At 40.5% G+C, this 25,764-nt stretch carries 19 protein-coding genes, 1 tRNA gene and 1 pseudogene; 2 read left to right on the top strand and 19 right to left on the bottom strand.

Translation table 11 applies throughout. The features are described from left to right. Positions 1-89: 89 nt before the first annotated feature. The 6 genes from DW005_RS11230 to DW005_RS11205 all read right to left on the bottom strand — a co-directional run bounded on the left by DW005_RS11230 (position 90) and on the right by DW005_RS11205 (position 7,057). The gene (locus tag DW005_RS11230; RefSeq protein WP_117479488.1) at positions 90-443 is read right to left on the bottom strand and encodes a hypothetical protein; all 354 of its coding nucleotides are present in this window, start codon (positions 441-443) and stop codon (positions 90-92) included. An 18-nt stretch (positions 444-461) separates the two neighbouring features. After that, positions 462-1,880, bottom strand: coding sequence for a cysteine--tRNA ligase (gene cysS, locus DW005_RS11225; protein ID WP_347461683.1), 1,419 nt, complete (start codon positions 1,878-1,880; stop codon positions 462-464). Positions 1,881-1,967: 87 nt separating this feature from the next. After that, on the bottom strand, positions 1,968-3,608 hold the full coding sequence (locus DW005_RS11220; protein ID WP_117479486.1) for a DUF4340 domain-containing protein: 1,641 nt from the start codon (positions 3,606-3,608) through the stop codon (positions 1,968-1,970). Next, positions 3,608-5,146 carry a GldG family protein gene (locus DW005_RS11215; RefSeq protein WP_117479484.1) on the bottom strand — a complete coding sequence of 513 codons (1,539 nt, stop codon included), beginning with the start codon at positions 5,144-5,146 and terminating at the stop codon, positions 3,608-3,610. The genes DW005_RS11220 and DW005_RS11215 overlap by 1 nt, the downstream gene beginning before the upstream one ends. A gap of 23 nt (positions 5,147-5,169) precedes the next feature. Then, positions 5,170-6,069 carry an ABC transporter permease gene (locus DW005_RS11210; protein ID WP_022376735.1) on the bottom strand — a complete coding sequence of 300 codons (900 nt, stop codon included), beginning with the start codon at positions 6,067-6,069 and terminating at the stop codon, positions 5,170-5,172. Between the two features lies 1 nt (position 6,070). Next, the gene (locus DW005_RS11205; protein WP_022376734.1) at positions 6,071-7,057 is read right to left on the bottom strand and encodes an ABC transporter ATP-binding protein; all 987 of its coding nucleotides are present in this window, start codon (positions 7,055-7,057) and stop codon (positions 6,071-6,073) included. 160 nt (positions 7,058-7,217) lie between these two features. Between DW005_RS11205 and DW005_RS11200 the strand changes: the two are divergent. Further along, positions 7,218-8,249: pseudogene (locus DW005_RS11200) on the top strand (3-deoxy-7-phosphoheptulonate synthase); the annotation flags it as partial. On the opposite strand, the gene DW005_RS11195 reads toward DW005_RS11200, so the two are convergent. The 10 genes from DW005_RS11195 to DW005_RS11150 are packed head-to-tail and all read right to left on the bottom strand — an operon-like array spanning position 8,244 to position 21,733. Next, positions 8,244-8,804 carry a hypothetical protein gene (locus DW005_RS11195; RefSeq protein ID WP_117479477.1) on the bottom strand — a complete coding sequence of 187 codons (561 nt, stop codon included), beginning with the start codon at positions 8,802-8,804 and terminating at the stop codon, positions 8,244-8,246. The pseudogene DW005_RS11200 and the gene DW005_RS11195 sit on opposite strands and share 6 nt — an antisense overlap. 54 nt (positions 8,805-8,858) lie before the next feature. Next, positions 8,859-9,404, bottom strand: a complete 546-nt coding sequence (locus DW005_RS11190) for an NUDIX hydrolase (RefSeq protein WP_242989442.1) — start codon at positions 9,402-9,404, stop codon at positions 8,859-8,861. Positions 9,405-9,430: 26 nt separating this feature from the next. Continuing rightward, positions 9,431-10,795, bottom strand: coding sequence for a PFL family protein (locus tag DW005_RS11185; RefSeq protein WP_117479473.1), 1,365 nt, complete (start codon positions 10,793-10,795; stop codon positions 9,431-9,433). A 24-nt stretch (positions 10,796-10,819) separates the two neighbouring features. Then, positions 10,820-11,092 carry an ACT domain-containing protein gene (locus tag DW005_RS11180; RefSeq protein ID WP_117479471.1) on the bottom strand — a complete coding sequence of 91 codons (273 nt, stop codon included), beginning with the start codon at positions 11,090-11,092 and terminating at the stop codon, positions 10,820-10,822. Positions 11,093-11,129: 37 nt separating this feature from the next. After that, a complete protein-coding gene (locus tag DW005_RS11175) occupies positions 11,130-11,927 on the bottom strand; it encodes an MBL fold metallo-hydrolase (protein WP_117479469.1) in 798 nt (265 codons plus the stop codon). A gap of 31 nt (positions 11,928-11,958) precedes the next feature. Further along, entirely contained in the window at positions 11,959-13,728 is a 1,770-nt protein-coding gene (locus DW005_RS11170) for a sensor domain-containing diguanylate cyclase (protein ID WP_117479467.1), read from the bottom strand. 12 nt (positions 13,729-13,740) lie between these two features. Further along, positions 13,741-15,909 carry a cell division FtsA domain-containing protein gene (locus DW005_RS11165; RefSeq protein ID WP_242989443.1) on the bottom strand — a complete coding sequence of 723 codons (2,169 nt, stop codon included), beginning with the start codon at positions 15,907-15,909 and terminating at the stop codon, positions 13,741-13,743. Between the two features lie 46 nt (positions 15,910-15,955). Next, positions 15,956-16,546, bottom strand: coding sequence for a dephospho-CoA kinase (gene coaE / locus DW005_RS11160; RefSeq protein WP_117479464.1), 591 nt, complete (start codon positions 16,544-16,546; stop codon positions 15,956-15,958). Positions 16,547-16,563: 17 nt separating this feature from the next. Continuing rightward, positions 16,564-19,263 carry a DNA polymerase I gene (gene polA, locus DW005_RS11155; protein WP_117479462.1) on the bottom strand — a complete coding sequence of 900 codons (2,700 nt, stop codon included), beginning with the start codon at positions 19,261-19,263 and terminating at the stop codon, positions 16,564-16,566. 13 nt (positions 19,264-19,276) lie between these two features. Beyond that, a complete protein-coding gene (locus DW005_RS11150) occupies positions 19,277-21,733 on the bottom strand; it encodes a hypothetical protein (RefSeq protein WP_117479460.1) in 2,457 nt (818 codons plus the stop codon). A gap of 372 nt (positions 21,734-22,105) precedes the next feature. Between DW005_RS11150 and DW005_RS11145 the strand changes: the two genes are divergently transcribed. Beyond that, positions 22,106-22,189: transfer RNA gene (locus tag DW005_RS11145), tRNA-Leu, on the top strand. A 271-nt stretch (positions 22,190-22,460) separates the two neighbouring features. Here DW005_RS11145 and DW005_RS11140 read toward each other — a convergent pair. The 3 genes from DW005_RS11140 to DW005_RS11130 are packed head-to-tail and all read right to left on the bottom strand — an operon-like array spanning position 22,461 to position 25,717. Further along, a complete protein-coding gene (locus tag DW005_RS11140) occupies positions 22,461-23,804 on the bottom strand; it encodes a transglutaminase domain-containing protein (RefSeq protein ID WP_117479458.1) in 1,344 nt (447 codons plus the stop codon). Further along, on the bottom strand, positions 23,801-25,249 hold the full coding sequence (locus DW005_RS11135; protein WP_117479456.1) for a phosphate--AMP phosphotransferase: 1,449 nt from the start codon (positions 25,247-25,249) through the stop codon (positions 23,801-23,803). The genes DW005_RS11140 and DW005_RS11135 overlap by 4 nt, the downstream gene beginning before the upstream one ends. Before the next feature lie 18 nt (positions 25,250-25,267). Next, positions 25,268-25,717: an NUDIX domain-containing protein gene (locus tag DW005_RS11130; RefSeq protein ID WP_117479454.1), complete on the bottom strand. Its 450-nt coding sequence runs from the start codon at positions 25,715-25,717 to the stop codon at positions 25,268-25,270. Positions 25,718-25,764 lie beyond the last annotated feature (47 nt).

The raw sequence follows: 25,764 nt of genomic DNA, 5'->3' as shown, positions 1-25,764 counted from the left end.
TTTAATACGAGAAAAATCCACGACATTTGTCGTGGACTTTGTCTACAGTCTGAGGCATATCCTTTGATATGCCCCTTTTTTTTGATTTTTTATTTTGCTATGTGTGCCTCGACATTTTTCTTTGTTTGCTGCAAATTTGTTTCTAATCGCTTTAACTCTGTGATGGCTTGTTTTGCATCCTCTTCTGTCGTATCCTCAATCTTTTCATCTACCTTTTTTGACATCGACGTAAGTTTATCTTTCATCTTTGCAAAATCAGCATCTGCCTCAATGTGATTTTTCTGAATCATCGTCTCAATTTCCTTGTATAACGATAACACCTGGCTTTTCTTTGTCTGCACTTCTTTTTTTGTCTCCTCCGTAACAGAATCCGACTGACATCCCGTCACACTTACAACCATAAGCGAAAGACTCAATAAAAGACTCACCAATTTTCTTTTCATATCATCCATCCTTTCCTATCACTGCTTTTCCCAAAAAGTACCTTCTCTGGTATCTTTTAACACAATCCCTTTTGCCAGCAATTCCTCGCGGATTGCATCAGCTTTTGCGAAATCTTTTGCTTTTTTTGCTTCTTTTCTCTCTTCTATTTTTTTCTCAACATAAGAAGCCAGTTCATTGTCCACATCTGCCTCTTTGTCTTCCCATGCTTTCTCAAGCTGCAAAGAAAGTACTTCATCCATGCTCTGCACTAACACACGTTTCGAAGCATCCGAAAGTTCTGCCTTTAACATATCATATAAAACAGTAATTGCCGAACTGGTGTTAATATCACGAGAAAGTGCCTCTGCAAATTTCATCTTCCATTCTTCGCACGCCGCCGTATCCACTTCTCCATCTGTTGATAGATTGGCAATTCTCTTTACTAACTTATCATACGCACTTACTACATTATCCAGTGCATCCCACGAAAATTCAAGCGGTTTGCGGTAATGTGACTGTAAACAGAAGAAACGGTATGCCATTGGATTATATCCTTTTTCCTCTAAAAGAGAAACAGTCAAAAATTCACCCTTTGACTTACTCATTTTCCCATTCTTCGTATTTAAATGATTGACATGGAACCAGTAATTACACCACTTATGACCGATGTAGGCCTCACTCTGGGCAATCTCATTCGTATGGTGAGGAAAAATGTTATCGACACCACCACAGTGAATATCCATATATTCTCCCAAATGTTTCATACTAATGCAGGAGCACTCAATATGCCATCCCGGATAACCAACGCCCCAAGGGCTGTCCCACTTCAATTCCTGATTATCAAACTTCGATTTGGTAAACCAAAGAACAAAGTCTGTCTTATTTCTCTTATTTGTATCTTCTTCAACATCCTCGCGGACACCAACCTGCAAATCCTCTTCATTCTGAGAAGATAAAACATAATAATTATCCAATTTTGAGGTATCAAAGTACACATTCTCTCCTGCAATATAAGCATATCCTTTTTCCAAGAGCACCTCAATCATGTGAATAAATTCCGGAATACAGTTTGTCGCCGGTTCTACAACATCCGGACGTTTGATGCTCAACTTTTCGCAGTCAGCCATGAATGCATCCGTGTAAAAGCGGGCGATATCCATAACTGTCTTATGCTCTCTTTTCGCTCCCTTTAGCATCTTGTCTTCCCCGGTATCACCGTCACTTGTCAAATGTCCGACATCCGTAATATTCATGACGCGTTTTACATCGTAGCCAACATAACGCAGGTATTTTTCAAGTACATCTTCCATAATGTAACTGCGAAGATTTCCAATGTGTGCAAAATGGTACACCGTCGGTCCACAGGTATACATCGCAACTTTTCCTTCTTCGTTTGGCACAAACTCATCCACTGACTTTGTCAAAGTATTATATAAATACGTTTTGATATCCATCATTGCTCTTTGTCTCTCTTTCTAACTTTTTGCTTTTCTTCCATTATAAAAAGCACCTGAACATTTTTCAAGTGCTTTTTATGAATCTTATCATTTTGCCAGTTTTTCAATGCCTTTAAATTTTTTAATGATATCGTCTACCGACAATTTATCGACAAGGAAATAATCCATGCCGTTTTTCTCTACCCGGTAAAAGTTAATTCCGTCATAAGGCAGGTAACGAACAGTTACATCACGGTTATTCTCGTGGTACACAATTGTGAGGACCGGCTTACTGCTCTTTGGTTTTACTTTATTATCCGCTTTTCCGGAATACTCAAGCAGATAAGCAAGTGAATACGGCGATAAAAAGTCTCTCTCGTCATCATCTGAAATCTTCTTGCCATTTAATGTCCAGATATTCTTCACACTGCTATCCGTTGCATTATTAACTGCAGTTCCGCTTTCGGTTGCCGCAGCAGTCGGTGTTGCAGTTGTCTTTGAAGTATCCTTTTTCACGGTTTTACGTGTTACAGAAAGTGTTGTATTGCCGTATGTGACATCATATCCTTTTATGCTTGTCGCAAGTACAGAATACACACAGTGGTCCATATTGGTATAGGCATCAAGTTTTGTAATCTTTTCAATCGTGTCCGAACTCATCGTATACACATTCCGGCTTCCTTTTTCACAGACGTAATACGAATCTTTTGTCTTTTTCCCAATCAAAAGATTTAACGACTTATACATTCTTTTGTTCTCCGGAATGATATAGGAAGCATCCGAAGAGGATGAGGACGAAGACGAATCGGACACCATAGCATTTGGTGTTGCCGTAGCTGTCGGTGTATAACCATCCTTTGGCTGGTAGAAATCTACCGTAATCGCAGAATTTGGCGAATCCAGTCCGTATTTCTTAAGGTTCTTGCAGTCATACTCCACCATTTTCTCATATTTCAGAACCGTAAAGTAACCAAGCACTGAACTCCACTCCGACTGACTGGTTGCCAGTGGTTTCGCATACGGTGCCGTAATATTCCAATTAGAGTAAAAATCAACTTTTTCTGCATCCGTCACCTTTTTTGCTGCAAAATCATTGCCTTTTTTATTCTTTACAGAAAATGCAGTCAAATAATCATCATCAATTTCAGGTAGTGTATCCATCTTGATGAAACTAATCTCATCTACGTTAAATGCCGTAATCATCGCGGTATTCAAGCAGTAAATTTCATCATGTCCTGAACATTTTGCGTAGTAGCCCATATCTGATTTTGGCACCTCACTTCCAATCTGATACTGATAGGAAGCGCCGTCTTTTGTCTCAATCGCAACTGTAAATGCCGGTGTTTTCAAACCGTAGTCGGAAAGATTTCCGGATTTAGCTGAAAACTTCTGTGTTGCTTTCACAGGATTAACATTTTTTACCATAGAAGATATCGTCTCATCCGATACCGGAGCACTTTCTTTTCCGTCAATCTTCCATGTCCCCTTTTTCTTCTGGGAAAGTTTCCACGCCTGTTTACCTTTCTTTGTCAAGGTAATCGAAGAAATGTTATCAGACGTAATGGTATCCAATGTAATTTTGGCATTGTCCGAACCGGAATCCGTTGAGTTCGATTCACTTGTCGAACTGCTGTCTGCATCTTTGTCTGATGATTTACCGCGTGGAATCACAAAATAAAGGACCAAACAAATAATCAGTACCACCACAAGGGCAATCATCGTAATGGCATTCTTTTTCTTACTTGACATTATTTTTTCCTCCTTCGGTTCCAAATCAGGAATCCGCAAAGCAGCAGGGCAAGTGGAAGAACTACAACAAGCAAAGCTGTCCAAAAGGTAATATCACCGGAGTTTAACTGTACTGTCTCTTCTAAGAGGGAGCGATCCGGAATATTTAATACTTTAATCTCATCTCCGCCATCACCGACAAGCCACTTCAGGGCGTTTACTAAAATTGCACGGTTATTGTACTGCTCTGCCATCTGGGTACCGATAATACTTGTTGTTGAGCCATAACTGCTGTTTGGCACATCCATAAAGGCAACGGAACCAATCGCAAAAATCTTCGTTGCATGGCCTTCACCCTTTGTATTTTCCGCATATTTATCTTCTGCGGTCATCGCTACACTGAAAGGTCCTGCCTGGTCACTGTCTTTTTTCTCCAAATCCTGTGTATCTTCTTTATCACTGATTTTGCGTGCATAGGATTTATCCGATGTCGTCAAAACCGATTGAACAGTCAATGTGCTTCGCACTTTCTTATCTGCCGTCATTCCTTTACTGTACCAGGAAAGAACGTCTTTTGTGCTCAAATCCGATGTCAAATCACTGTCTTTACTTACCTGCGGTGTCAAAAGCATATAGGCACTGCTTCCATAAGAAGCAAAGTAATTATCCGGATCAAGTACATAACCGGACTGGACATTAATGCCGTAATCTTTTAACAGCTTATTGTAGTACGGTGTATCCACTGTATAATTCAGCAAAAAGATTGCCTTTCCGCCATTTTTCAAGTAAGTACTCAGATACTTATACTCGTTTTCTGTAATATCGGCAGCAGGACTGTACAAAATAAGCAAGCTGCAGTCATCCGGCACTTTTGTATTTTTCGTCAAATCAAAGTCTTCCTTCTCCAATCCGTTTTTCGAGAGAAGTTCTGTAAAGTCATCATTTAAGGACTGCATGCTGTGACCGCCGCCCACGTAAACTTTCTTTGTATTTTTTAATGTTACTTTCTGAATTGCCGACGTAACTGCCGACTCTAACTTCAAGGATTTTGGAACCTGCTCCATAGAACCGGAAGAAGTGTCATACGTCATTTCAATCATATCACTCTGAAATGACAAATACTGTGATTTTCCGTTTTTGTTATTCACCACAATCATGTCATTATCCTGCACACTCTCGCTTGTGTATTTTTTCGCAAAGTTCGGATAAAGAACCGGGTTCTTCTTCTCAACCTTCACCGTTCCCAAACCATCGTAAAGTTTAATGATATTCTCGACATTAATCGTCTTTGTATAAGAACTCGTCTGTGCCTCATGTCCATCTTCCACCAAATAATAAATGGTAATGTCATCCTTTAATCCTTTGACATACGAAATCGTATCGGATGACAGGGAATACAAATAATCCGAGTTCATATCTTTTGACCAGTTCATTCTGGCAATTACAACATTAACAAGCACTACTACGGCAAGCACAATTACCATCGTAATTGTCTGAAAACTTCCCATCTTAAATTTACGGCTTGCAAATTTTTTCTTTTCATTTTTATTCCTGCTCATGATATCCTCCTTTTCCACGCATCCTAATTATAGCGTTGTTTCTTAATTCTCTGAATCGTAAAGAATACAAACAGAAAACTAACACTCACATAATATAACATCGCGCTCACATCCAAAATACCATATGTGAAGTTTGTGTACCGGTCCGTAAATGAAATCGCACTTAACACGTTGTACAGCAAACCATCAAAATGGGATGAGAAAAAGAAATACAAAACAAACAGGACAATTTCAGCCACAAGTCCAACAAGCGCCGAAACCCATTTGTTATGAATCCAAAAATTCAAGGCAAATGCCAGCAAAACAATTAAGGCTGCGAAGAAACATACCATAAAAATTTTACTGGATGGAAGCATATTTGCAAGACTTGTCATCAGCATCGTGAAAATATTGATAACACCAATAGCAACGGCTGCAATCACCTGACTCTCCGTCAAAGAAGAAACAAACACGCCAATGGCAATGTAAGCACATCCCATCAAAAAGAAGCCAAGCGTGCTGCCATAAGCAACCGCATAATTTACCGTGTAAGAAGTACTTCCCTCTTCTGCTACGCTGCGCACTAAATTCTGTAAAATAATCGGATAAAGTGACACAATCAAAAGACCAATTGCAAATAATGTAACTAACGCTAAATATTTTCCAAGTACGACTTTATTAATCGAAATTGGTGACGTATATAACAACTGGTCCGTTTTCTGATGTTTCTCGTCCGCCATACTTTTCATCGTAAGTACCGGAATCAGGAGCAGAATAAAGAAAATCTCAATGGCTCCATAAACGGTAGAAAAGTTCAGCGAACCACCGGACAAATTATACAGGAAGAAAAACAATCCGGTCAGCACCAAGAAAAACGCCAGAAACACCCACGCAATGGCAGATGTAAAATAGGACTTTAATTCCTTTTTATAAATCGCTCTCATCTTATTTTCCCTCCTTTTTTCTTCTGCGGCTGTTTCGCTCCGCCATCTGACGGCTGCCATTTCCGGTCAGGCGAATGAAGGTTTCCTCAAGAGAAGGCTCCTTCGTATGCATTTCTAAAATAGCACATTTATTCTCAGCCAACGCATAAAAGACCGTCTCACGGATATCCGAATCCGCCTCGGAAATAACTATGGCTTTACAGATTTCATCGTCTTCAGAATCGGTCACTTTATATTCTGTAATATGTTCAATGCCCGATAAAATACTGCGGACTAATTCTTTATTTCCCTTAATCTCCATCGTCAGTTCATGCGTCTGCTCAATGTGTGCGGAAATGTTTTCCGGTTTATCTTTGACAATCATCTTACCTTCATTGATAATGATAATCTCATTACATACCGCACTAACTTCCTGCATGATATGGGAACTTAACAAAATCGTATGCTTCTCGCTCAAGTCACGAATCAAATCGCGGATTTCCAAAATCTGTTTTGGGTCAAGTCCAACCGTCGGTTCATCAAAAATAAGGATTTCCGGGTCGCCAACCATCGCGCCGGCAATTCCCACACGCTGTTTGTAACCTTTGGATAAGTTTTTAATCAGACGCTCCGATACATCCGTAATTTTCGCACGGCGCATGACTTTAGAAATCATAGCATCCTTCTTATCTCTTTTTACTTTCTTTATATCACAGACAAAACTTAAGTACTCTCTAACAAGCATATCCGGATAAAGCGGCGGCATCTCCGGAAGATATCCGATTTTTTTCTTCGCTTTCTCTGGCTCATCAAATATGTCTACACCATCTATCTCAATCGTGCCCTCTGTCGCAGAGATGTAACCGGTAATCATGTTCATTGTTGTTGATTTTCCGGCACCATTTGGTCCTAAGAAGCCAACAATCTGTCCTTTTTCAACGGTAAAAGTCAGGTCATCCACTACATTTCGATTACCATAACGCTTTACCAGATGTTCTACTTTAATCAACGTTTGAACCTCCTTTATGTTCATTCACCATAAGGGCTCACTTTATCAAACCCATACCCACATACTATACAATGTAAATGTTACGAAATTATGAACAATTGACACTTCCATAAAAAAGGAGTAGAATACACAAGAGTGAAAAGATGCAAAGGAGAATGAGAAAATGAGTTTCCATTATAAAAAAGAAGTGATCTCTCCGGAAGTGCTTCAAGAATTGTACTCCCTGACACCGGAGCAGAAAGCACAAAAAGAAATTCGCGATGCACAAATCCGCGCAATTATTACAGGTGAATCGGACAAATTTTTGTTGATTATCGGGCCATGTTCTGCTGACCATGAAGATTCTGTTTGTGAATATATTACCCGCCTTGCAAAAATGCAGGAAAAAGTAGAAGAAAAAATTCTGATTGTTCCACGAATTTATACAAACAAACCAAGAACTACCGGCGAGGGTTACAAAGGAATCGTTCACCAGCCTGATCCGGAAAAAGCACCTGACTTTATGGAGGGCTTGATTGCCATGAGAAAGATGCACCTTCGTGCGATTTCTGAAACCGGCCTTTTCTCTGCCGATGAAATGCTCTATCCGGAAAACTGGCCATACATCAGCGATATTTTATCTTATGTAGCCGTTGGTGCCCGCTCTGTGGAAGACCAGCAGCACCGTATGACCGTCAGCGGCATGGATGTTCCGGCAGGTATGAAAAATCCAACCAGTGGTGATTTTTCCGTTATGTTAAATTCCTGTATTGCTGCCCAGTCCTCACATACTTTCCTGTATCGTGGACATGAGGTAACAACAGACGGAAATCCATTGGCACACACTATTCTTCGCGGTGCCGTAAATAAACATGGACAGAATATTCCAAACTACCACTATGAAGATTTGGAGCGTCTGCATGAGAAATATTCACTTCTCAACCTGCACAACCCGGCATGTATTGTTGATGCCAACCATTCCAATTCCGGCAAAAAACACTATGAGCAGCCTAGAATCGTGGATGAAGTGCTGCACAGCCGTTTGGTAAATCCTGCTATCGCCGAATTAGTTAAGGGTGTTATGGTAGAAAGTTATCTGCTTCCGGGCAGCCAGAAAGTCAATGAGCACGAATACGGAAAATCCATCACAGACCCTTGTCTTGGATGGGATGAAACCGAGCGCTTAATTGATAAAATTGCAAGCCACTTATAAGATTTTCTTCATCAGCGGCAAATTCCATTTAACTTCAATCAGACAGGCAGTTAAAAAAGTAAAAATCATAAGAACAATTGTGATTTTTCCTAGCTTTGGCTGCCTGTTTTCTGTTGTCGCATAAAACAAGAAAAGATATAACGGCGCCAGTAAAAAGACTTGTGGAATCAGACTGGCAAAGTAGACAATGATGCCAAATGCACTTTTTGCATATAAAAAAAAGACAAATAAAAAACCGTTTCTTATTCCGGTATAAACGACAAATATCTTCTGACTCACCGGTCCTGCCGGACTTATTGCTAAAAGCCATATTAAAGCAAAATACTTTCCATGATTCCACAAAGAACGAAACCATTCCGTGAAAAGCGCAGTTTCTTTTGTCCATGTCTTTGTATTATTTTCTAAAGTTGCCTGTAAAATTTCACGAAATGAATTTTGAAAACAGTAATAAAAAACAGCCCCACACAAAAAGCCGATTAGAAAACAGAGACTTATCTTTTGCAGAAATTCTCTATCTAACAATCGGCTGTGATTTGTTCGATGATGTTTATACATATGTCCACTCCTCTCAGGCAGCGCCTTTTACAAGGTATGTGGACAAAGCCTGTATTATTCCTGATTCTTATGTTTTAACATCTGATATGCCATAATACCGGCAATGGTTTTTCCATCTGTAATCCGGCCATCAAAAATCATCTCATTTAATTCTTCCAGCGAATAGCGTTCAATCTGAACAAATTCATTTTCATCCAAATGCTGCTTCGATGGAATTAACTTTTCCGTATAGTAAATCGCAATTTTTTCACTTGTATAGGCAGCAGCTGAGTGATAATCCACCAAATGGTGAATCTCATCCGAACGATACCCAATTTCCTCTTCTAACTCTCTCGCTGCACAGACACGAAAATCTTCCTCTAAAGAATCTCTTCCTCCTGCCGGGATTTCTAACAGCAAATCATCAATTGCACCGCGGTACTGGCGGACTAAAACAATCTTTCCATCCTTATCTACCGGAATAATGGCAGAAGCCCCCTTGTGCTCTAACACATCCCAGTAAGCTGTATTGCCATTTGGCACTTTGAGTTCGTAAGTATAAAAATCCAGAATATGTCCATGATGTTCCAGTTTTTTACCCATAATTTGAAACTTTTCCATTATGATTCACCACCTGCCAATATTCCTTAATTTTTAAAACTATGAATTGGTGCCGGAATTCGGCCGGTTCTGGTTACAAAATCATCGCATCCAAACGGATTTACCGGCATAATCGGTGCATATCCTAAAAGTCCGCCAAATTCTGCCTGGTCACCAACATCTTTACCCTGTACCGGAATCAGACGAACAGCTGTCGTCTTCTGATTTACCATACCAATCGCCATCTCATCCGCAATGATACCGGCAATCGTTGTTTCCTTCGTATCTCCCGGAATTGCAATCATATCCAGACCAACGGAGCAGACACACGTCATTGCTTCGAGTTTTTCAAGTGTCAATGCACCCTCGGTTACAGCATCAATCATTCCCTGATCCTCGCTGACCGGAATGAAAGCACCACTTAAACCGCCGACATAAGATGATGCCATAACGCCGCCCTTTTTCACCTGGTCGTTAAGCATTGCAAGCGCTGCTGTTGTACCCGGTGCTCCGGCACGCTCTAATCCAAGGGATTCAAAAATCTCTGCAATACTGTCTCCAACTGCCGGTGTCGGTGCTAACGACAAATCGATAATGCCAAATGGAACCCCAAGACGTTTGGATGCTTCATGAGCAACTAACTGTCCAACACGCGTAATCTTAAATGCTGTCTTTTTAATTGTCTCACAAACGGTACTAAAATCTTTTCCTTTTACTTTATCCAGCGCCGTTTTTACAACACCGGGTCCGCTGACACCAACATTAATTACGGCATCCCCTTCTGTTACGCCGTGGAATGCGCCCGCCATAAACGGATTATCATCCGGCGCATTACAAAAGACAACCAACTTAGCACAGCCGATGGAATCATTATCTTTTGTGAGTACCGCTGTCTCTTTCACAACTTTACCCATCAAAAGAATCGCATCCATATCAAGTCCTGTCTTTGTAGAACCGACATTTACTGAGCTACAGATATATTCTGTTGTTGCAAGTGCTTTTGGAATCGATAAAATCAGGTTTTTATCTGCCTGCGTCATCTTTTTCGATACCAGTGCCGTATAACCGCCGATAAAGTTTACGCCTACTGTTTTTGCTGCACGGTCAAGTGTCTGTGCAATCTTAACAAAATCATCCGGTGTCTTGCACGCGGAGCCACCAATCAATGCAATTGGTGTAACGGAAATTCGTTTGTTTACAATCGGAACTCCAAATTCTTTTCCAATTTCTTCTCCTGTCGCAACCAAATCTTTTGCCATCGTCGTAATCTTTTTATATACGTTGTCACAAAGTTTTGTTAAATCCGAATCAATACAATCCAAAAGGCTGATACCAAGAGTAATCGTACGCACATCCAGATTTTCTTTATCAATCATTTTATTTGTTTCAATGACTTCATTTATATTTATCATAGTTAAGCCTCCGTAATCTAATCCTTATAAGCGATGCATCTTGTCAAAAATCTCTTCACTCTGTACACGGATTACGCAGCCGATTTCTTCGCCCAAATTTTCCAACTCTTCGGAAGCATCCACGAAGGATTTTGTAAGCTTTGCAAAGTCAACAATCATCATCATATTAAAATATCCATCTACAATTGTCTGAGAAATATCTAAAATATTGATGTCGTTTTCTGCTAAGTAAGTACATACTTTTGCAATAATGCCTACGCTGTCCTTTCCTACTACGGTAATTATTGTCTTTTTCATTTCTTCCTCCATTCTGAAATAGTTTTCTATTTCATAATTATTGTATCGTCAACAGTTTTGTCGGCGCCATACGGTCTGCCACTAACAACTCTGTATCCATCTTTTCCCAAACTGGGTTTTGTTCCAATTCATAACTTACGGTCTGATAGGCAAGTTCCGGAAAATTATTTTCCTTGCTCAAATGACCCAGTAAAATATGCTGCAAACCGGGATGCAGCACTTTTTCAATCAGTCTTGCCGAGGCATCGTTGCTCAAATGCCCCTTTTCACCGAGAATCCTCATTTTAAGTGAGTACGGATAACTGCCAACCTGCAACAGGTTAATATCATGGTTTGCCTCTAAAAGCAGGGAATCACAGTCTTTCAAATGGTCTACGATTTCATTGGAAAAGCAGCCCATATCGGTTGCAACTCCGATTTTTTTCGATTCTGACTGCACCGTATAACAAACGGGATTTGCCGCATCGTGGGAAATTCTAACCGGCATAATCTCCATATCTTCAATCGAAACCGCCTTTTCCGGCACAACCGCATGGAACAAATCTTCGGAAACACCTTTCATATCACCTTTTTCCCATATTGCCTCAATCGTTTCCTTCGTAGCATAAACAGGAATCTGGTACTTGCGCAGTACCGGTCCTAAACCACAAATATGATCGGTATGCTCATGTGTAATAAAAATGGCATGAAGGTTTTCTATCGGTAAATTTTCCTCCATTAAGCCCTCCCGAATCCGTTTCATGCTAATCCCTGCATCAATTAAAATCCGGGCTTCTTCGCCACCGACATAAATACAATTGCCACTGCTTCCACTGGCAATACTATATAACTGCATGTGTTTCCACCTCAATTTATCTCATTTTATATTACATCTGAGAACTTATCTTCTCACTGTCAATTGTAATCCGGTCACGTCCATTCTTTTTGGAATGATACATCGCCCAGTCTGCTCTTGTCAATAGTTCTCCCGGATTAGCGCAAGTCTGCGGATAACTTGCCACACCAACGCTGGCACGAACTGAAATATGTTTTCCTTCGTAAACAACTTCCTCACTCCGAATCTGATTATGAATGTCCTCAACGATATGATACGTTTCATCCAAATCTTTTTCAAAGAATGCTACAACAAATTCCTCACCGCCATAGCGTCCGGCAATACCGCCATGCTTGAGTGCTCCACGATTTAGTAACGAAGCCACATAACGAATCACTTCGTCACCGCACTGATGTCCATAGGTGTCATTCACCATTTTAAATTTATCAATATCAAAAAGTGCAAGTGAAACCGGCACTTTTTTCGTCATAGCTTCCGCCAAATACTTTCTTAACAGCTCCGTCAAGTGTCTGCGGTTATAAATTCTTGTCAAACCATCTCGGATTGCCATATCATTCATCTTCGCATAAAGACGTGCATTGGCAACACCAATACTAATCTGGCTGGCAATATTCTCATAGAACGCACGGCTGTCCATAAAGGCATTTTCTTTGTTCTTTCCAACAAACAGTGTGCCAAGTCTTTCTTCCTGATTCCGGATTGGCAGGCATACCACCGATGGAAGTTCCTGTTCACCCTCTAATTTAGTAAATAACTGCACAGAATCCGTAACATTATTTTGTATATAAGTCTGAGTCATGCGGAGAATCTCTGACATATCCGTATGTTCAATGGATTCGATCACCTTTTTTTGGAATTTGTCTCCTAACACACAGGAAATTGCATACACCCGCTGTTCTTCTTCCATTCCCGGAACATAAAGTTCATGATCCTGTTCCAAAACAATTACAACAACATCCAAATCCAATCGAACCTGTATCATATCAACAATTTTATCTAACATATCCTTTATCTCGATTGATGATATAATAATAGATGACAATTCATTCTGAACCGACATTTCATCATGTGAACGGTTAATCTTTTTATTTGCAAGCTGTAATTCGATTTTTTGAACTCCCAATTTTTCATTTACCCGGTTGATTTTTTCCTGTTGTTCTTTCATCTTATCATTGACTTCATTTAAATCTTCCAGTGCACGGTTCTGGCGAAAAATATCTTTTTCAAAAAAATCCCACATGTGAGACATCATTTCACTGACTACCACAATTAAAACAAGCACAACCGATACCGTCACAAGTTCACGGATAGCAATTCCAACCGTAACACGGCTTAAGTTATCTTGTGCTAACACAACAAGCATAACAAAAGATATAATACCATACAGACAGATATAAGTCACGTAAATAATAACCCGATGAGCCTTTTTTCCAAGAGCAACACTGTAAAAAAGCTCAAAGAAATAAATCAGGAACAGTATCAGGAAAATAATTCCCTCTAATTTTGTCTCTGCCATATAATAATAAGCTAATCCAAGTGCCGGCCGCAAAAAGCAATACACTTTTTCTACCTGAATTATCCGCTTGGAATGAACATATTTTTTCTGCATATGGCGATTATGTACTAATTCTGTCACAATACACAACAAAGCGTATACAAAAAGAATCACATACCGGATAGTTACTACCTGATTCCCTGCAAAATAAAAACTAATACAGTAAATCAAAAGCATAACATCCAAAAAAATGTGATAAAACGCAACTTGTTTTTGTTTCCAGAATTCTTTAATTTTTTCTTCCATGCCAAGCCTCCCTTAAGACTCCCAGAACAATTCAATCCTATCACCATCATGAACAGGCTCTGTGAAATCTTTGTCTTCACCATTAATTCGAGTTACTAAACGCGTTCCTCCCGCTTTTGTCATATCAAACGGATATACATCAAACACATCGACAAAAATCGGATTTTTCTTATGTGGCATTTCGACCACATCACCATTTATCGTAACAAATACAGGTCCCGTCACTTCTTCTACCGGTGTAGAAATCGTTTTCTCCTGCCGTAACTGCTTTGCACCCGGAATCACTTCTCCGTCCGCTCCTAATTTTGCCGTATCGAACGGGACATCGCTCATCCAATCCGGCATCGGTTTTAACGGTGCCAACAATGGATCATCATCCATCTGCTCCTGCATCGTTTCTTCTCTTGTTTTTTCCGGCTCTTCCGGCTTAATAACCGGTCTTTTTGTAATTACATCACCGTCAACAATTTTTGCTGATGCGCCAGCCTCTCTTCCATTCAAAAGAACCAAAGTTTCAACATCCATACCGGCAAACTCTAACAATCTCTTAACGGAATAATAATCATAGGTACAGATTTCGTCTCCGTTTTTGACTTCGTAAAACGAGGATACCACCTCACCATTTGCCTCAACTAACTTTGGACATAACAGTTTTCTTCCAAATAAAGTCACGGTAATTTCCGCATTGCACTCCGGAATCTCTTTGATTAACAATTTTCCAGTACTTCCCTTTGTGGAAGGCCGAATCTGTATCGTATCATTTTCCTCTACTTTATCATTCAAGCTGACTAGTGTGCCATTTTTCTTGATCTCAGCCACCTCGCCAACTCTTCCCTTCTTTTCCCGGGTTTCACCATTTACCGTATAATGAATACTGTCTCCGCGAATCGGGAACAAATTATCTTTAGAAAAACCATAGCTGACACAGGCATCTAACACCGATACCTTGCCATTATCATATAATTTCACACGCTGCTCATTTACCATTACATGGATAAAGTTATTTTTCTGCTCATAATAAGTCATGCAAATACCAAGCGGTGTCACTAATGTGGAATCTTTGCGGATTCCCTCCTGCTCAAACTGAACCTGTGAAAGTACCTCTGCACCACGTATTGCCACACGCTCATTTGGCAATCCCAGATAATGTGCGAGACTCTCGGTAAATCCCTCATGCTTACCGCCTCCACCGACAACAAATACCGCACTAACACACTGACCGCCATTCAATTCCAAAATACGATCGGCAATGTTTTTGGTAATATTTTTCACAGCGTCTTCAGATATCTGTGCAATATCCTCTTTTGTTACCTGAATTTTGCTTCCAAATATGTCCTTAAAAGAAACACTCTTCTTACGCTCACAGGCTCTTTTTATGTACTCTGCAGTCTCAAAGTCTGTCAAATACTTCTTAGCAATCGCCTCCGTCACTTCATCGCCGGCAAGCGGAATCATGCCAAATGCAATAATACTTCCATCTTTTACAATCGAAATATCACTTGTTCCGGCTCCGACATCCACAAGCGCAATGTTCAAAAGGCGGAATTTTTCCGGAATTGCCATGTTAATCGCAGCAATTGGCTCAAGCGTCAGACTTGCCACATGCAATCCTGCAAGCTCAACAGCCGAATACAAGCCATCCACAACCTCTTCCGGCAAAAAAGTTGCAATCAACTCTACCTCGATGTAATTTGCCATATGCATCTCAATCATTTCCATCGGGTAGCCATTCAAATAATATTTTACAATCGAATAGCCGACACAGAAAAACTTCTTTCCACTGTCGGTCTGCTCTTTTCTTATTTCATCATAAGCCTGTTCCACACCCATCATATCCAAAGAACGAATATGGTCTTCCGTCACCTTTGTCTCTGAATTAAACTGATAGCGGGCTTTGACGCGCTTTGTCTTTAACACTCTTCCGGCAGCCGCAATGCTGACGTCCGATAAAGGTTCTCTCACACGCTTTTCCAAACGCTCTTTGACTTTATAAATCGTATCTGCCACGGTCGGTATATCGTGAATCTGTCCATCAATCACGGCACGCGTCGTATGCTCAATGGATTCCTGAGCAACCACAACAAAACGGTCTGTACCAATCCGGTAGCCAACCGTTCCCACAATGCTTCTCGTTCCGATATCCAATCCAAATACAAGCTTATTGTCTTCTGCGTTCATCATTTTCACCTTGTTCCCTCATCAAAGATTCTACATATCCATTATTCTATCACAAATTTGTCTTTCTGACTAGTAATTCTTCTATTCTTTCTTGCAGTTTTTGCAGGTTTCCATTATTCACAAGCAGTGCATCACATCGTTTTTCCCATTCTTTATCCGATAATTGCACTCTCATAATGGATTCTGTCTTTTCGCGGGAGTATCCTCTCGATTCCATAAGTCTCTGAATCCTTAGTTCTTTGTCTGTCACAACCGCCCAGATTATATCGCAGAGCGTGTCACATCCGGTTTCAAATAAAATTGCCGTTTCTAAGCAGACAACCGGCTCATCCTTCCATTCATCTAATTGTTTACAAATCTGTTCTTTCACAAAGGGATGTACAATGGCATTTAGCCGCTCTCTGCCGTTGTCATCCTGGTAAATTTTATCCGCAAGCAAAGGACGCAGAATCTGTCCATCCTCTCCTGTGATGTCAACACCAAATGTATCGCAAATCTTTTGATAAGGCTCCGTCCCCGGTTTCATTGCTTCATGACCGAGGGCATCCGCCTCTATAATCTTTGCCCCATATTTTTCTTCCAGTAGATTTAATACCGTTGATTTACCACAGCCTACGCCGCCAGTAATACCAATTACCATTTTCTTTCTCCTTGGTTTTATTTTGCCTCATACCAATTTATTCCCTGCTTCACCTCTGCAATCAAAGGCACTGCCAAATCGCAGGCATGAACCATTTCTGTTTCCAAAATCCGTTTTACTTCATCAATTTCATCCTTGTGTGTCTCAATCAAAAGTTCATCGTGAATCTGCAAAATCAGACGGGATTTGTAATTGCCTTCTTTTAATTTCTTGTGCACACGTATCATCGCAATTTTAATAATATCCGCCGCCGTTCCCTGTATCGGAGAATTCATCGCAATGCGTTCACCAAACTGGCGCTGCATAAAGTTTTTCGACGCAAATTCCGGAATTGGGCGGATTCTTCCAAACAAAGATGTCACATAGCCTTTTTGTTTGCCCTGCTCCACCAGTTCGTCCATAAACCGTTTCACATCCGGATACGTTTCAAAATAATCCTCAATATATTTTTCAGCCTGTTTTTTTGAAATATTCAAATCGCGCGACAAACCAAATCCACTGATTCCGTATACAATTCCAAAATTAACTGCTTTTGCATTCCGCCTTTGCAGTTCTGTCACCTCTTCATAAGGCGTATGAAAGACAAGTGCTGCCGTCGTTCGATGAATATCAGCATTTTCCCGGTAAGCTTCAATCAAAGTTTCATCCTCTGACATATGTGCCAGCACTCTTAATTCAATCTGTGAGTAATCGGCATCCAAGAAAACGTATCCGTCCTGTGGGACAAAAACTTTTCGGATTTGTCTGCCAAGTTCCATACGAATCGGAATGTTTTGCAAATTCGGCTCAGTACTGCTCAAACGTCCGGTTGCCGTCACATTCTGATTAAATGTTGTGTGGATTCTGCCATCCTTTTCATCGATATCGCTCTCCAGTCCATCTGCATAGGTAGATTTTAACTTCGTGAGCTGGCGGTACTCCAGAATCATCTCCACAATCGGATCCTCAAAACGGAGTTTTTCAAGAACTTCTGCTGAAGTGGAATATCCTGTTTTTGTTTTCTTTCCATAAGGCATATGCATTTTTTCAAACAAAATTACACCTAACTGTTTCGGTGAATTGATGTTAAATGATTCCCCGGCACGCTCATAAATATCCGCTTCCAGTTCAGAAATGCGCTCACCAAGTTTTGCACCATATTCATGCAATGCCTCTTTTTCCACTAAAATTCCCACCTTTTCCATGTCATAAAGGGTAAATAAGAGCGGCATTTCAATCTGTTCAAACAATGACTGCATTTTTTGTTTTTTCAATTCTTTGGAAAGATTCGGATATGCAAGCGCATTTACCAGTGCACAGTAGCTAAAGTAACGTACTGCCTCGTCTTCTTTCTCTAAAAAGGCAGTTTCTTCCGGCTGTTTACCAAAAAACTGTTCATATGGGTGCATCAAAACAGATGCATAGTTTTCTGCAATCTCTTCTTCTCCAAACTTTTTCTGAACCGGGCTTAGCAGATACGCAGCCAGATTCGTATCATACGAGTTTTCCGGTTTTGCATCCGGGAAGAAATCTAACTGGTTCTTTAAATCATTGGCAACCAATATATGTGTTTTCAAAAGATTACTGATTTCACTTGTAATATCGTATTCGGACAAATCATCGCCCACTTTGCAAAAAGCAATCTTTTCTTTGGAAAAAGCAACCGCCATACCTAAAAGTCTTCCATCTGCCTCCGTCATAAATAACGTCATCTGTCCGCTGGCACTCGTTGTTACTGCAGCATCCTTTCGAAAAACGGTCTTGACCGCTACCGGCTCTTTCTTTTCAATTGTCTGCACAAAAGAGAGCCAGTCTTTTTTTGTCTCAATTACCTGAAAATATTTTTCCAGTTTTTTATCTCTGCCGGTATCCTCCGAAAATCGCTTTAAAATGGATTTCAAATCCAAAGACTGAATCATCTGGTATGCTTTTTCGTTAAACATATCCTCAAACGTACACTCCGAAAGCACCACTCCCAATTTGCAGTTTGTCCTTATAGTCGCTAAATCTTTACTCATTTTTGCCATGTCCACATGGTTCTTCAACGCCTCTTTCGCACGATTTGGTGTTACTTCTTCTACATGCTCAATCGCATTTTCAACCGTACCAAACATCGTCAGAATTTTAACTGCTGTCTTCTCACCAATTCCCGGAACACCCGGGATATTATCTGAAGCATCTCCCATCAGCCCTTTGAGATCAATAATCTGAGATGGTGTAACACTGTATTTTTCAATTACCTGCGCTGTATGATAATCTTCGACAACCGTCTTTCCACGACTCGTTTTCGGAATGCGGACCAAAATAGTATCCGTCGCTAACTGCAGCAAATCGCGGTCACCGGATACAATGGAAACAAGATATCCTTCCTGCTCCGCTTTTTTCGCCATCGTTCCTAAAATGTCATCCGCCTCAATGCCTTCTTCCGCATAAATACGGATATTCATCACTTGAAGAAGATTTCGGATTACCGGCACCTGTTCACTCAATTCTGCCGGCATCGGTTTTCTTTTCCCTTTGTATTCTTCGTACATTTTATGGCGGAAAGTCGGTGCTTTTTCATCAAACGCTACTAACAAATGCGATGGCTCTTCTTCATCCAATATTTTAAACAAAATATTTAAAAATCCGTAAATCGCATTTGTATGCAAGCCCTCGCGGTTTGTTAAATCCGGCACACCATAAAAGGCGCGGTTCAATATGCTGTTTCCATCAATCAGTACAAGTTTGTTTTCCAATTTTTTGACCTCTTTATTTTTTGATTTTTATTTTCCGTTTGCTTGTGTAACCACTCTCATAGCGTTTTCCTTTTTTGCTGTAATATGCTTTCACACGGATATAATACGTTCCTTTTTTCAGACCGCACGCTTCAAAACGGTTTCCGTTCAATATATATTTCTGTGTTTTTTTCGCAGCGAAGGAAGATGCCGTCGAAACTTCCATCTGGTACCCATGTACCATTTTCCCACTCGAATAAGTAATCGCAAACGATTTCTTGTTTTTCTTCAATTTCTGAATTTTCGGTGTCTGCGGCACAATTTTAAAGGAAATGGTTTTCTTTCCGGTAAAATTGCCCATGCCCTGTATAACAACCGATGCTTTTCCGATTTGAAGATTATTCCGGTACACCAATGTATAGTCTCTATTTTTCTCTAATTTTACTTTCCCCACCTTCAACGTCACATTTGGTTTCACCCATCTTCCGGTATAACTCTTTGTCTTTTTATAATGACAAGTTACCGAGCGAACCGAACGTTTCACAATGGTATAAGAAACTTTTTTTGTTCCCTTGTAATTACCGATTCCCTTAATCGTAATTGTTGCTTTTCCTAAATTTTTATTATTCTGATAAGATGCCTTGTAATCTTTTCCGGAATCAAGCACCTCTTTTCCATCCTTAACCGTTTCGTTTCCTTTGATTGCCTTACCTTCATAAGCATATTTCTTTTTCAAACGAATCATTTTCTTTGTCAGAGCTTTTTTCTTAACCGGAACTTTCACGCGGATAATCACCGTACGGTACATTGCTGCATTTTCCGGCACATATTTCGCACGATAACCGGAATTTCCATAAACCGGCACAATCGTACTATCTACCCAGCTAAATCTCTTCGGCAGACGAATTGAAGAAAGTTTTTTCTTGTTTGAATATACAAAACTTCCAAGTGTCACTTTCGGAATCTCCGGAATTAGTTTTGGCACATAGGTCGTTGTCTGTCCTGCCAGATAACCGGAATATTTCTTTGCTTTCACCTGGCAAATTAAACGATATCCGATATCTTCTTTTGTCACTTTGTAGGTAAGCCCGGTTGCTCCTTTAATTGCTGCCGCTCCGTCAATGGTCGTGACATCATCATCTTCTTTTACATTTGCCGCAAATTTATGGATGGCATCCAACTCATACGTGCCATCGTCATCGCTGTCATCTTCTTCGTCATCATCGTCTTCCGCTTCCAAATCGTCTTCTTCGGCTCCGCCTGTCTCATCTAACACGGACTCAAAACTCTCTGCATCCTCTGTTTTTTTCACACGGTACCACTGATAAGACAATTCGCCCGGATCCACTGAATCCAGTGATGGTTTTGCGGTAAGCGTCTCATCAATTGCCGGTGTTCCGGTTATTTCCACACTTCCGGCAATTGCCATTTTGTCAGTAGTAAAGACCGCACTTTTTGCCACTGCTGATTCATTTCCTGCATCATCTGTCATAAAAGAATAAATTACATATTCCGTTTCCGCTGCAAGGCCATTAAACGAAAAATTAGAAGCTTTTGCACCATCTACTCTTCCATAACCAACAATCCCATAATGAGAAGTCACACGCGACAATATAAATTTTGTTGTCATGCCACCGCTTTCTTTCTCTGCCTCTTCGCCTAATGCCTTTGGCAGTACCACATAATAAAATTTACCCGGTTCATTTCCGGTAATCAATCCGGAAGAAGTCGTATCGGTATCACTGTCAAAACCGGAAACCGATGTAATCTGTGGTGCTGTAAAATCAGCTACAATTGTAATCGTTTTCTTTGTCGTATCAATCGCATTCTTTGTCGCATCTGCCTGTTTCGATGCTAAATAATAAGCAATCTCATTTTTTCCTTCTGTCAACGTCACAGACATCGTATCTGCCCAATTTGCATCCACTGAAGCCTGACTGCTGATTCGATAGCCTGCCGGTGCTTCTATCTCAACCTTATCGTCTGTCAATCCTGTCCTGTCTGCAATATTAATTGTACCTTTTTCCGTCTTTGCCACCGCATTCGTATGATAAGCACGAATTTCATAAGCCGGAGCATTTTTTGCCAGCTGATAAGAAATTTTCTGTTTCTCATCACTGCTCCTTTCATCCTTTAACACAAACTGCTGTTTTCCGGCAGTTTCCGATGAAATCGTAAGTGTAACTCCATCCGGCAAATCCTTTTCATCGGATACTGCGTAATGCACATCTCTGATAAAGGTACGCTTCTGTCCATAATACTTCCACAAGCCGGAAAATGGTGTTACCGTAACAATTTCTTTTGGTTCAGCCGTAGGCTCTATCGTAGCTGCCCCTCCGGTCACACTTCCACCTGAAGTCACATTTGCATTAAATAATACAATTTCTCTGTTTTTTTGTTCCTTCGCCTGCGTATTCACCGGGGTCATCCCCATAAATAATGCACATGCTAAAATCCATGCTAATCCTTTTTTTAACTTACGTTTTCTCATAAGTTCTCCCTTCTAATATAACTTAATTCATGATAAATTATATTTTACACGTAAATGTGTTGAAACACAATATAAAAAGAAAAGTTTGTGGGAATTGTTTGGGTTCCGTAATTTCGTAGAATAGCTTTGCGTCTCGTGGGCACTCTCGTTTAACAAACGCGTAAGGGTATGGTCTTGCAAAACACGCAAGCCTCATACCCACGTGTTTGTACCCACGAGTCACAAAGCTATTCTACGGAATTACTGGAATCCCAAATAAATTGTCATCAAACATTTCCCCCAGTTCACAAACATAATCGAACTTACTAACTTTTTTTCTAAAAAAAGTATTGACACATTAAAAAAAGGATGGTATAGTAAATATCGTTGTGAGCGGATGTGGCGGAATTGGCAGACGCACAAGACTCAAAATCTTGCGGTGGTGACATCGTGCGGGTTCAAGTCCCGCCATCCGCACTCACTAAAAAGCACTAAAAACTACGAAAAACGTTGTTTCTAGTGCTTTTTTATTTAACGAATTAGATTCTAAAATAATTTGCTTGTAGCAAATATTTAATGACAATTTATTAGGATTCCAGTAATTTAGAAAAAAGACTTTGCGTCTCGTGGGCGCTCCCGCTCATTGAGTGCGTAGCGGTATGGGCACTGAAATTACCAGTGCCACATACCGACGTACTCAAACCCACGAGTCACAATGTCTTTTTTCTAAATTACGGAGCCCAAAAAATTAGTCATATTTTTTACTGTTACATTTTGGGTATTTCGATGCATTAAAATGATGTGTTTTTTTCATCACCGAACTCGATTTCAAAAAGTATGTATAATACGGTTTTTTGTTGGTGTTTGTGCCATTGATAATCGGGTCGTCAAAGGTCACATCAATATGATACCACTTACCGGAAAGTTTCACCATATTCCATGCATGGCCGACGCTACCGCTTGAACCGGTTACAAAGCGGCACGGAATTTTAAGTTTACGCATCACCATCTGAAAGGCATGCGAATAACCATCACACACTGCCACTTTTTTCAGCAGTGCTCCCTTTGCTGTGTGGGATACACTCGGTACATATCCGCGTTTGAGACTGTAATAATCATATTTTACATTTCGAATCATCCAATTATGTACTGCCTGTACTTTTTGATAATTCGTCATATCTTTTTTAATAACCGATTTAATAATCTGGTTTACCCGTTTTCCAACTGCTTTTCCGTATACCGTTACTTTGTACTGATATTTTTTACCGCTGGAAGATGCCTGAATTGTCGTGGTGCCTTTCTTTTTTGCACGGATTTTACCGCTTTTTGTAACAGATACCACACTCTTTTTCTTACTCTTATACGTTACTGTATTAATGCAGTTAAGCAAAGGAATCGTGTCAGTATCTCCCGCAAGAAGGTAAATATGGGAAGATACAAATTTAATTTTGTTTGTTGTCGTAACGGCAATTCCTTTTTTCTCGGCATACGAATACGCCTTACTTAATTTTGGTGCTGCAAAATTTAAGATTTTTCCACAGTCATAAAGGATATTGTCTGTCAATGTAACAGTTTCTTTTGGAAAAGAAATCACACGAAGCGATGAACATTTGGCAAAAGCATACTTTTCAACTGTCGTTACACTTGACGGAAGAATAATTTTCTTCACCTTTGAATTGTTATAAAAGGCAAGCGAAGAAACCACCGTTACCGTATTTGGTACGGTTACGGTCGTATCGCTTCCCCGATAAGAAATCAATCTGCCATTTTCAATCAAAAAATCCGAATTGTCGTAGGTACTGTCGCTGTTTTCTGTCGTTACCTCTCCAGACACAACGGAAAAGGATGCCGGCATGCGCTCTCCTAAGATTTCTCTTAAAATCGAAACCAGCACATCGGTATCTGACTGGCTTCCGTAAATTCTCGCATACTCGTCCTTTGTCACCTCATAGCGGGCGTCATCCAGATAAACATAATAATGCGTCACCTCTGCCGCCCTGCTGTTTTTACAAAATACAGGCAAAAGCATACCGCATAAAATTAATAAAACAACAATTCCTCCGATTCTTCGGATTTTCTGATTTGTATTCATTCTAACCTCTTTTCCAATGCCTCCACAACAATTTCAAGGACTTTAATCCTTGCGTATAACTTGGAATTTGCCTCAATAATATGCCATGGGGCTTCTGTCGTCGATGTGCGTAACATCATCTCATCGACTGCTTTTTCGTAGTCATCCCATTTGTCACGGTTGCGCCAGTCTTCATCTGTAATTTTCCACTGTTTTTCCGGCGTTTCCATTCGCTGCTTAAAGCGTTTTTCCTGCTCATCTTTGTCGATGTGCATCCAGAATTTCAAAACAATTGTACCGGATTTTACCAAATGGGCTTCCATATCATTAATTTCCTGATAAGCACGTTTCCATTCTTCCTCCGTGGCAAAACCTTCCACACGCTCAACTAACACTCTCCCATACCAGGTGCGGTCAAAAATTGCCATGTGTCCGTCCTTTGGAAAATGATTCCAGAACCGCCACAAATAATGATGTGCTTTTTCAATATCATTTGGCGAAGCAATTGGCACCACTTCATAACCACGCGCATCCATACACTGGGTAATGCGCTTAATGGCACCGCCTTTTCCACCGGCATCCCAGCCTTCGAATGCTAGCACCACAGGCACACGCTGCAAATACATCTGATTGTGAAGTTTCTCCATCCGCTTTTGCAAATCTTTTTTCTTTTTCTTATATTCCTCAGGCGTCAAAGAAAGCGTCAAATCCACACCTTTTAACACACTGTTTTGCAGATATGCATCTGTATCCTCACTTTTAGAATCCGTTTCCGGATTTCCTTTTTTCTGATTCTTCTCGACCGCCTGCTCCAGCCGGTTTACAATTGTCGTTAAAATTTTATCTACTGCAAATTTTTTGTCCATTGCCTCGACAATTGTCCACGGCGCATTTGCCGTATCGGTCTGTACCAGCATAGTATCAAATTGTGAGAAATATTTGTCATAATTCTCATTATTTTTCCAGTCTTTTTCTTTGACACGCCAGCTCGTGTCCTCACTGCCTGCCAAATGGTTTAACCGTTTTTTCTGCTCCTTTTTTGTAATAGCAAGAAAAAACTTAATCAAAACAACTCCATCGTCGGTAAACTGCTTTTCGTACCGACAGATTTCGTCCGCCTGTAAAATATCCGGGAACCCCTGATACCAGCTGTGATCAAAAATATGAATTCTTCCTTTTGCCGGCATTTTCGTCGCATAACGCCATAAATATGGATGCCTTTTATCCTCTTTCGTTTCCTTTTCCATCGTAAAAACCTGAAAACCTCTTGGGTCAAGAGGACGAATCATCCGTCCAATCATTGTTCCTTTTCCGGACGCAGAAAACCCCTCAAACACAATAACAATCGGAATCCCCATACTCCGGCACTGCCGCTGCAGTTCTCCCATACGAATTTCTAAATGTGCCAGTCTCTCATCATAGTCTTTGCGAACTTCTTTTCGCTCCATCATTACCTTATCAAGCATAAGTAACACCCCTTTTCACTATCTTCTTGGTCTGCCCCACATCTGATTTTTACGGAGTAATTGGTACTTAGCATACGCATGTTCCAAAATTTTGCGTTCATTGGCAAACTTCAGCAAATGATATGCCTCATGGTATTTATAATACCCCGAATCCTGAAAATATTCCTCCCTTTGTGGTTTTGAATAGAAACTATCCGACTGCATTAAAAACCAATGAACATCTTTGGATACCGTCCCCTCCGGCACTTCAAATGTGTAGTGGCTTCGGTCAACATAATCAACAATCCGGCACAGCGCACTTGCCTCCTCCTTTACTTCACGTAATGCCGTCTCCGGAAAACTTTCTCCCTGCTCAACTGTTCCTTTCGGAAGAACCCAGCCTTCATATTTGTGTTTCACATTTTTATACAACAATAATATCTTACCCCGGAAAATTACTACTCCGCCACAGCTTGTTGCTTCTATCATTGCAATCCCTCCTGCGTGGAAATCACGTTCCTCTGTACACGTGTTTT

It is taken from the genome of Clostridium sp. AF36-4, assembly GCF_003435975.1.
Taxonomy (GTDB): Bacteria; Bacillota; Clostridia; order Lachnospirales; family Lachnospiraceae; genus Eubacterium_F.
This window is presented reverse-complemented; position numbering and strand designations above follow the sequence as displayed.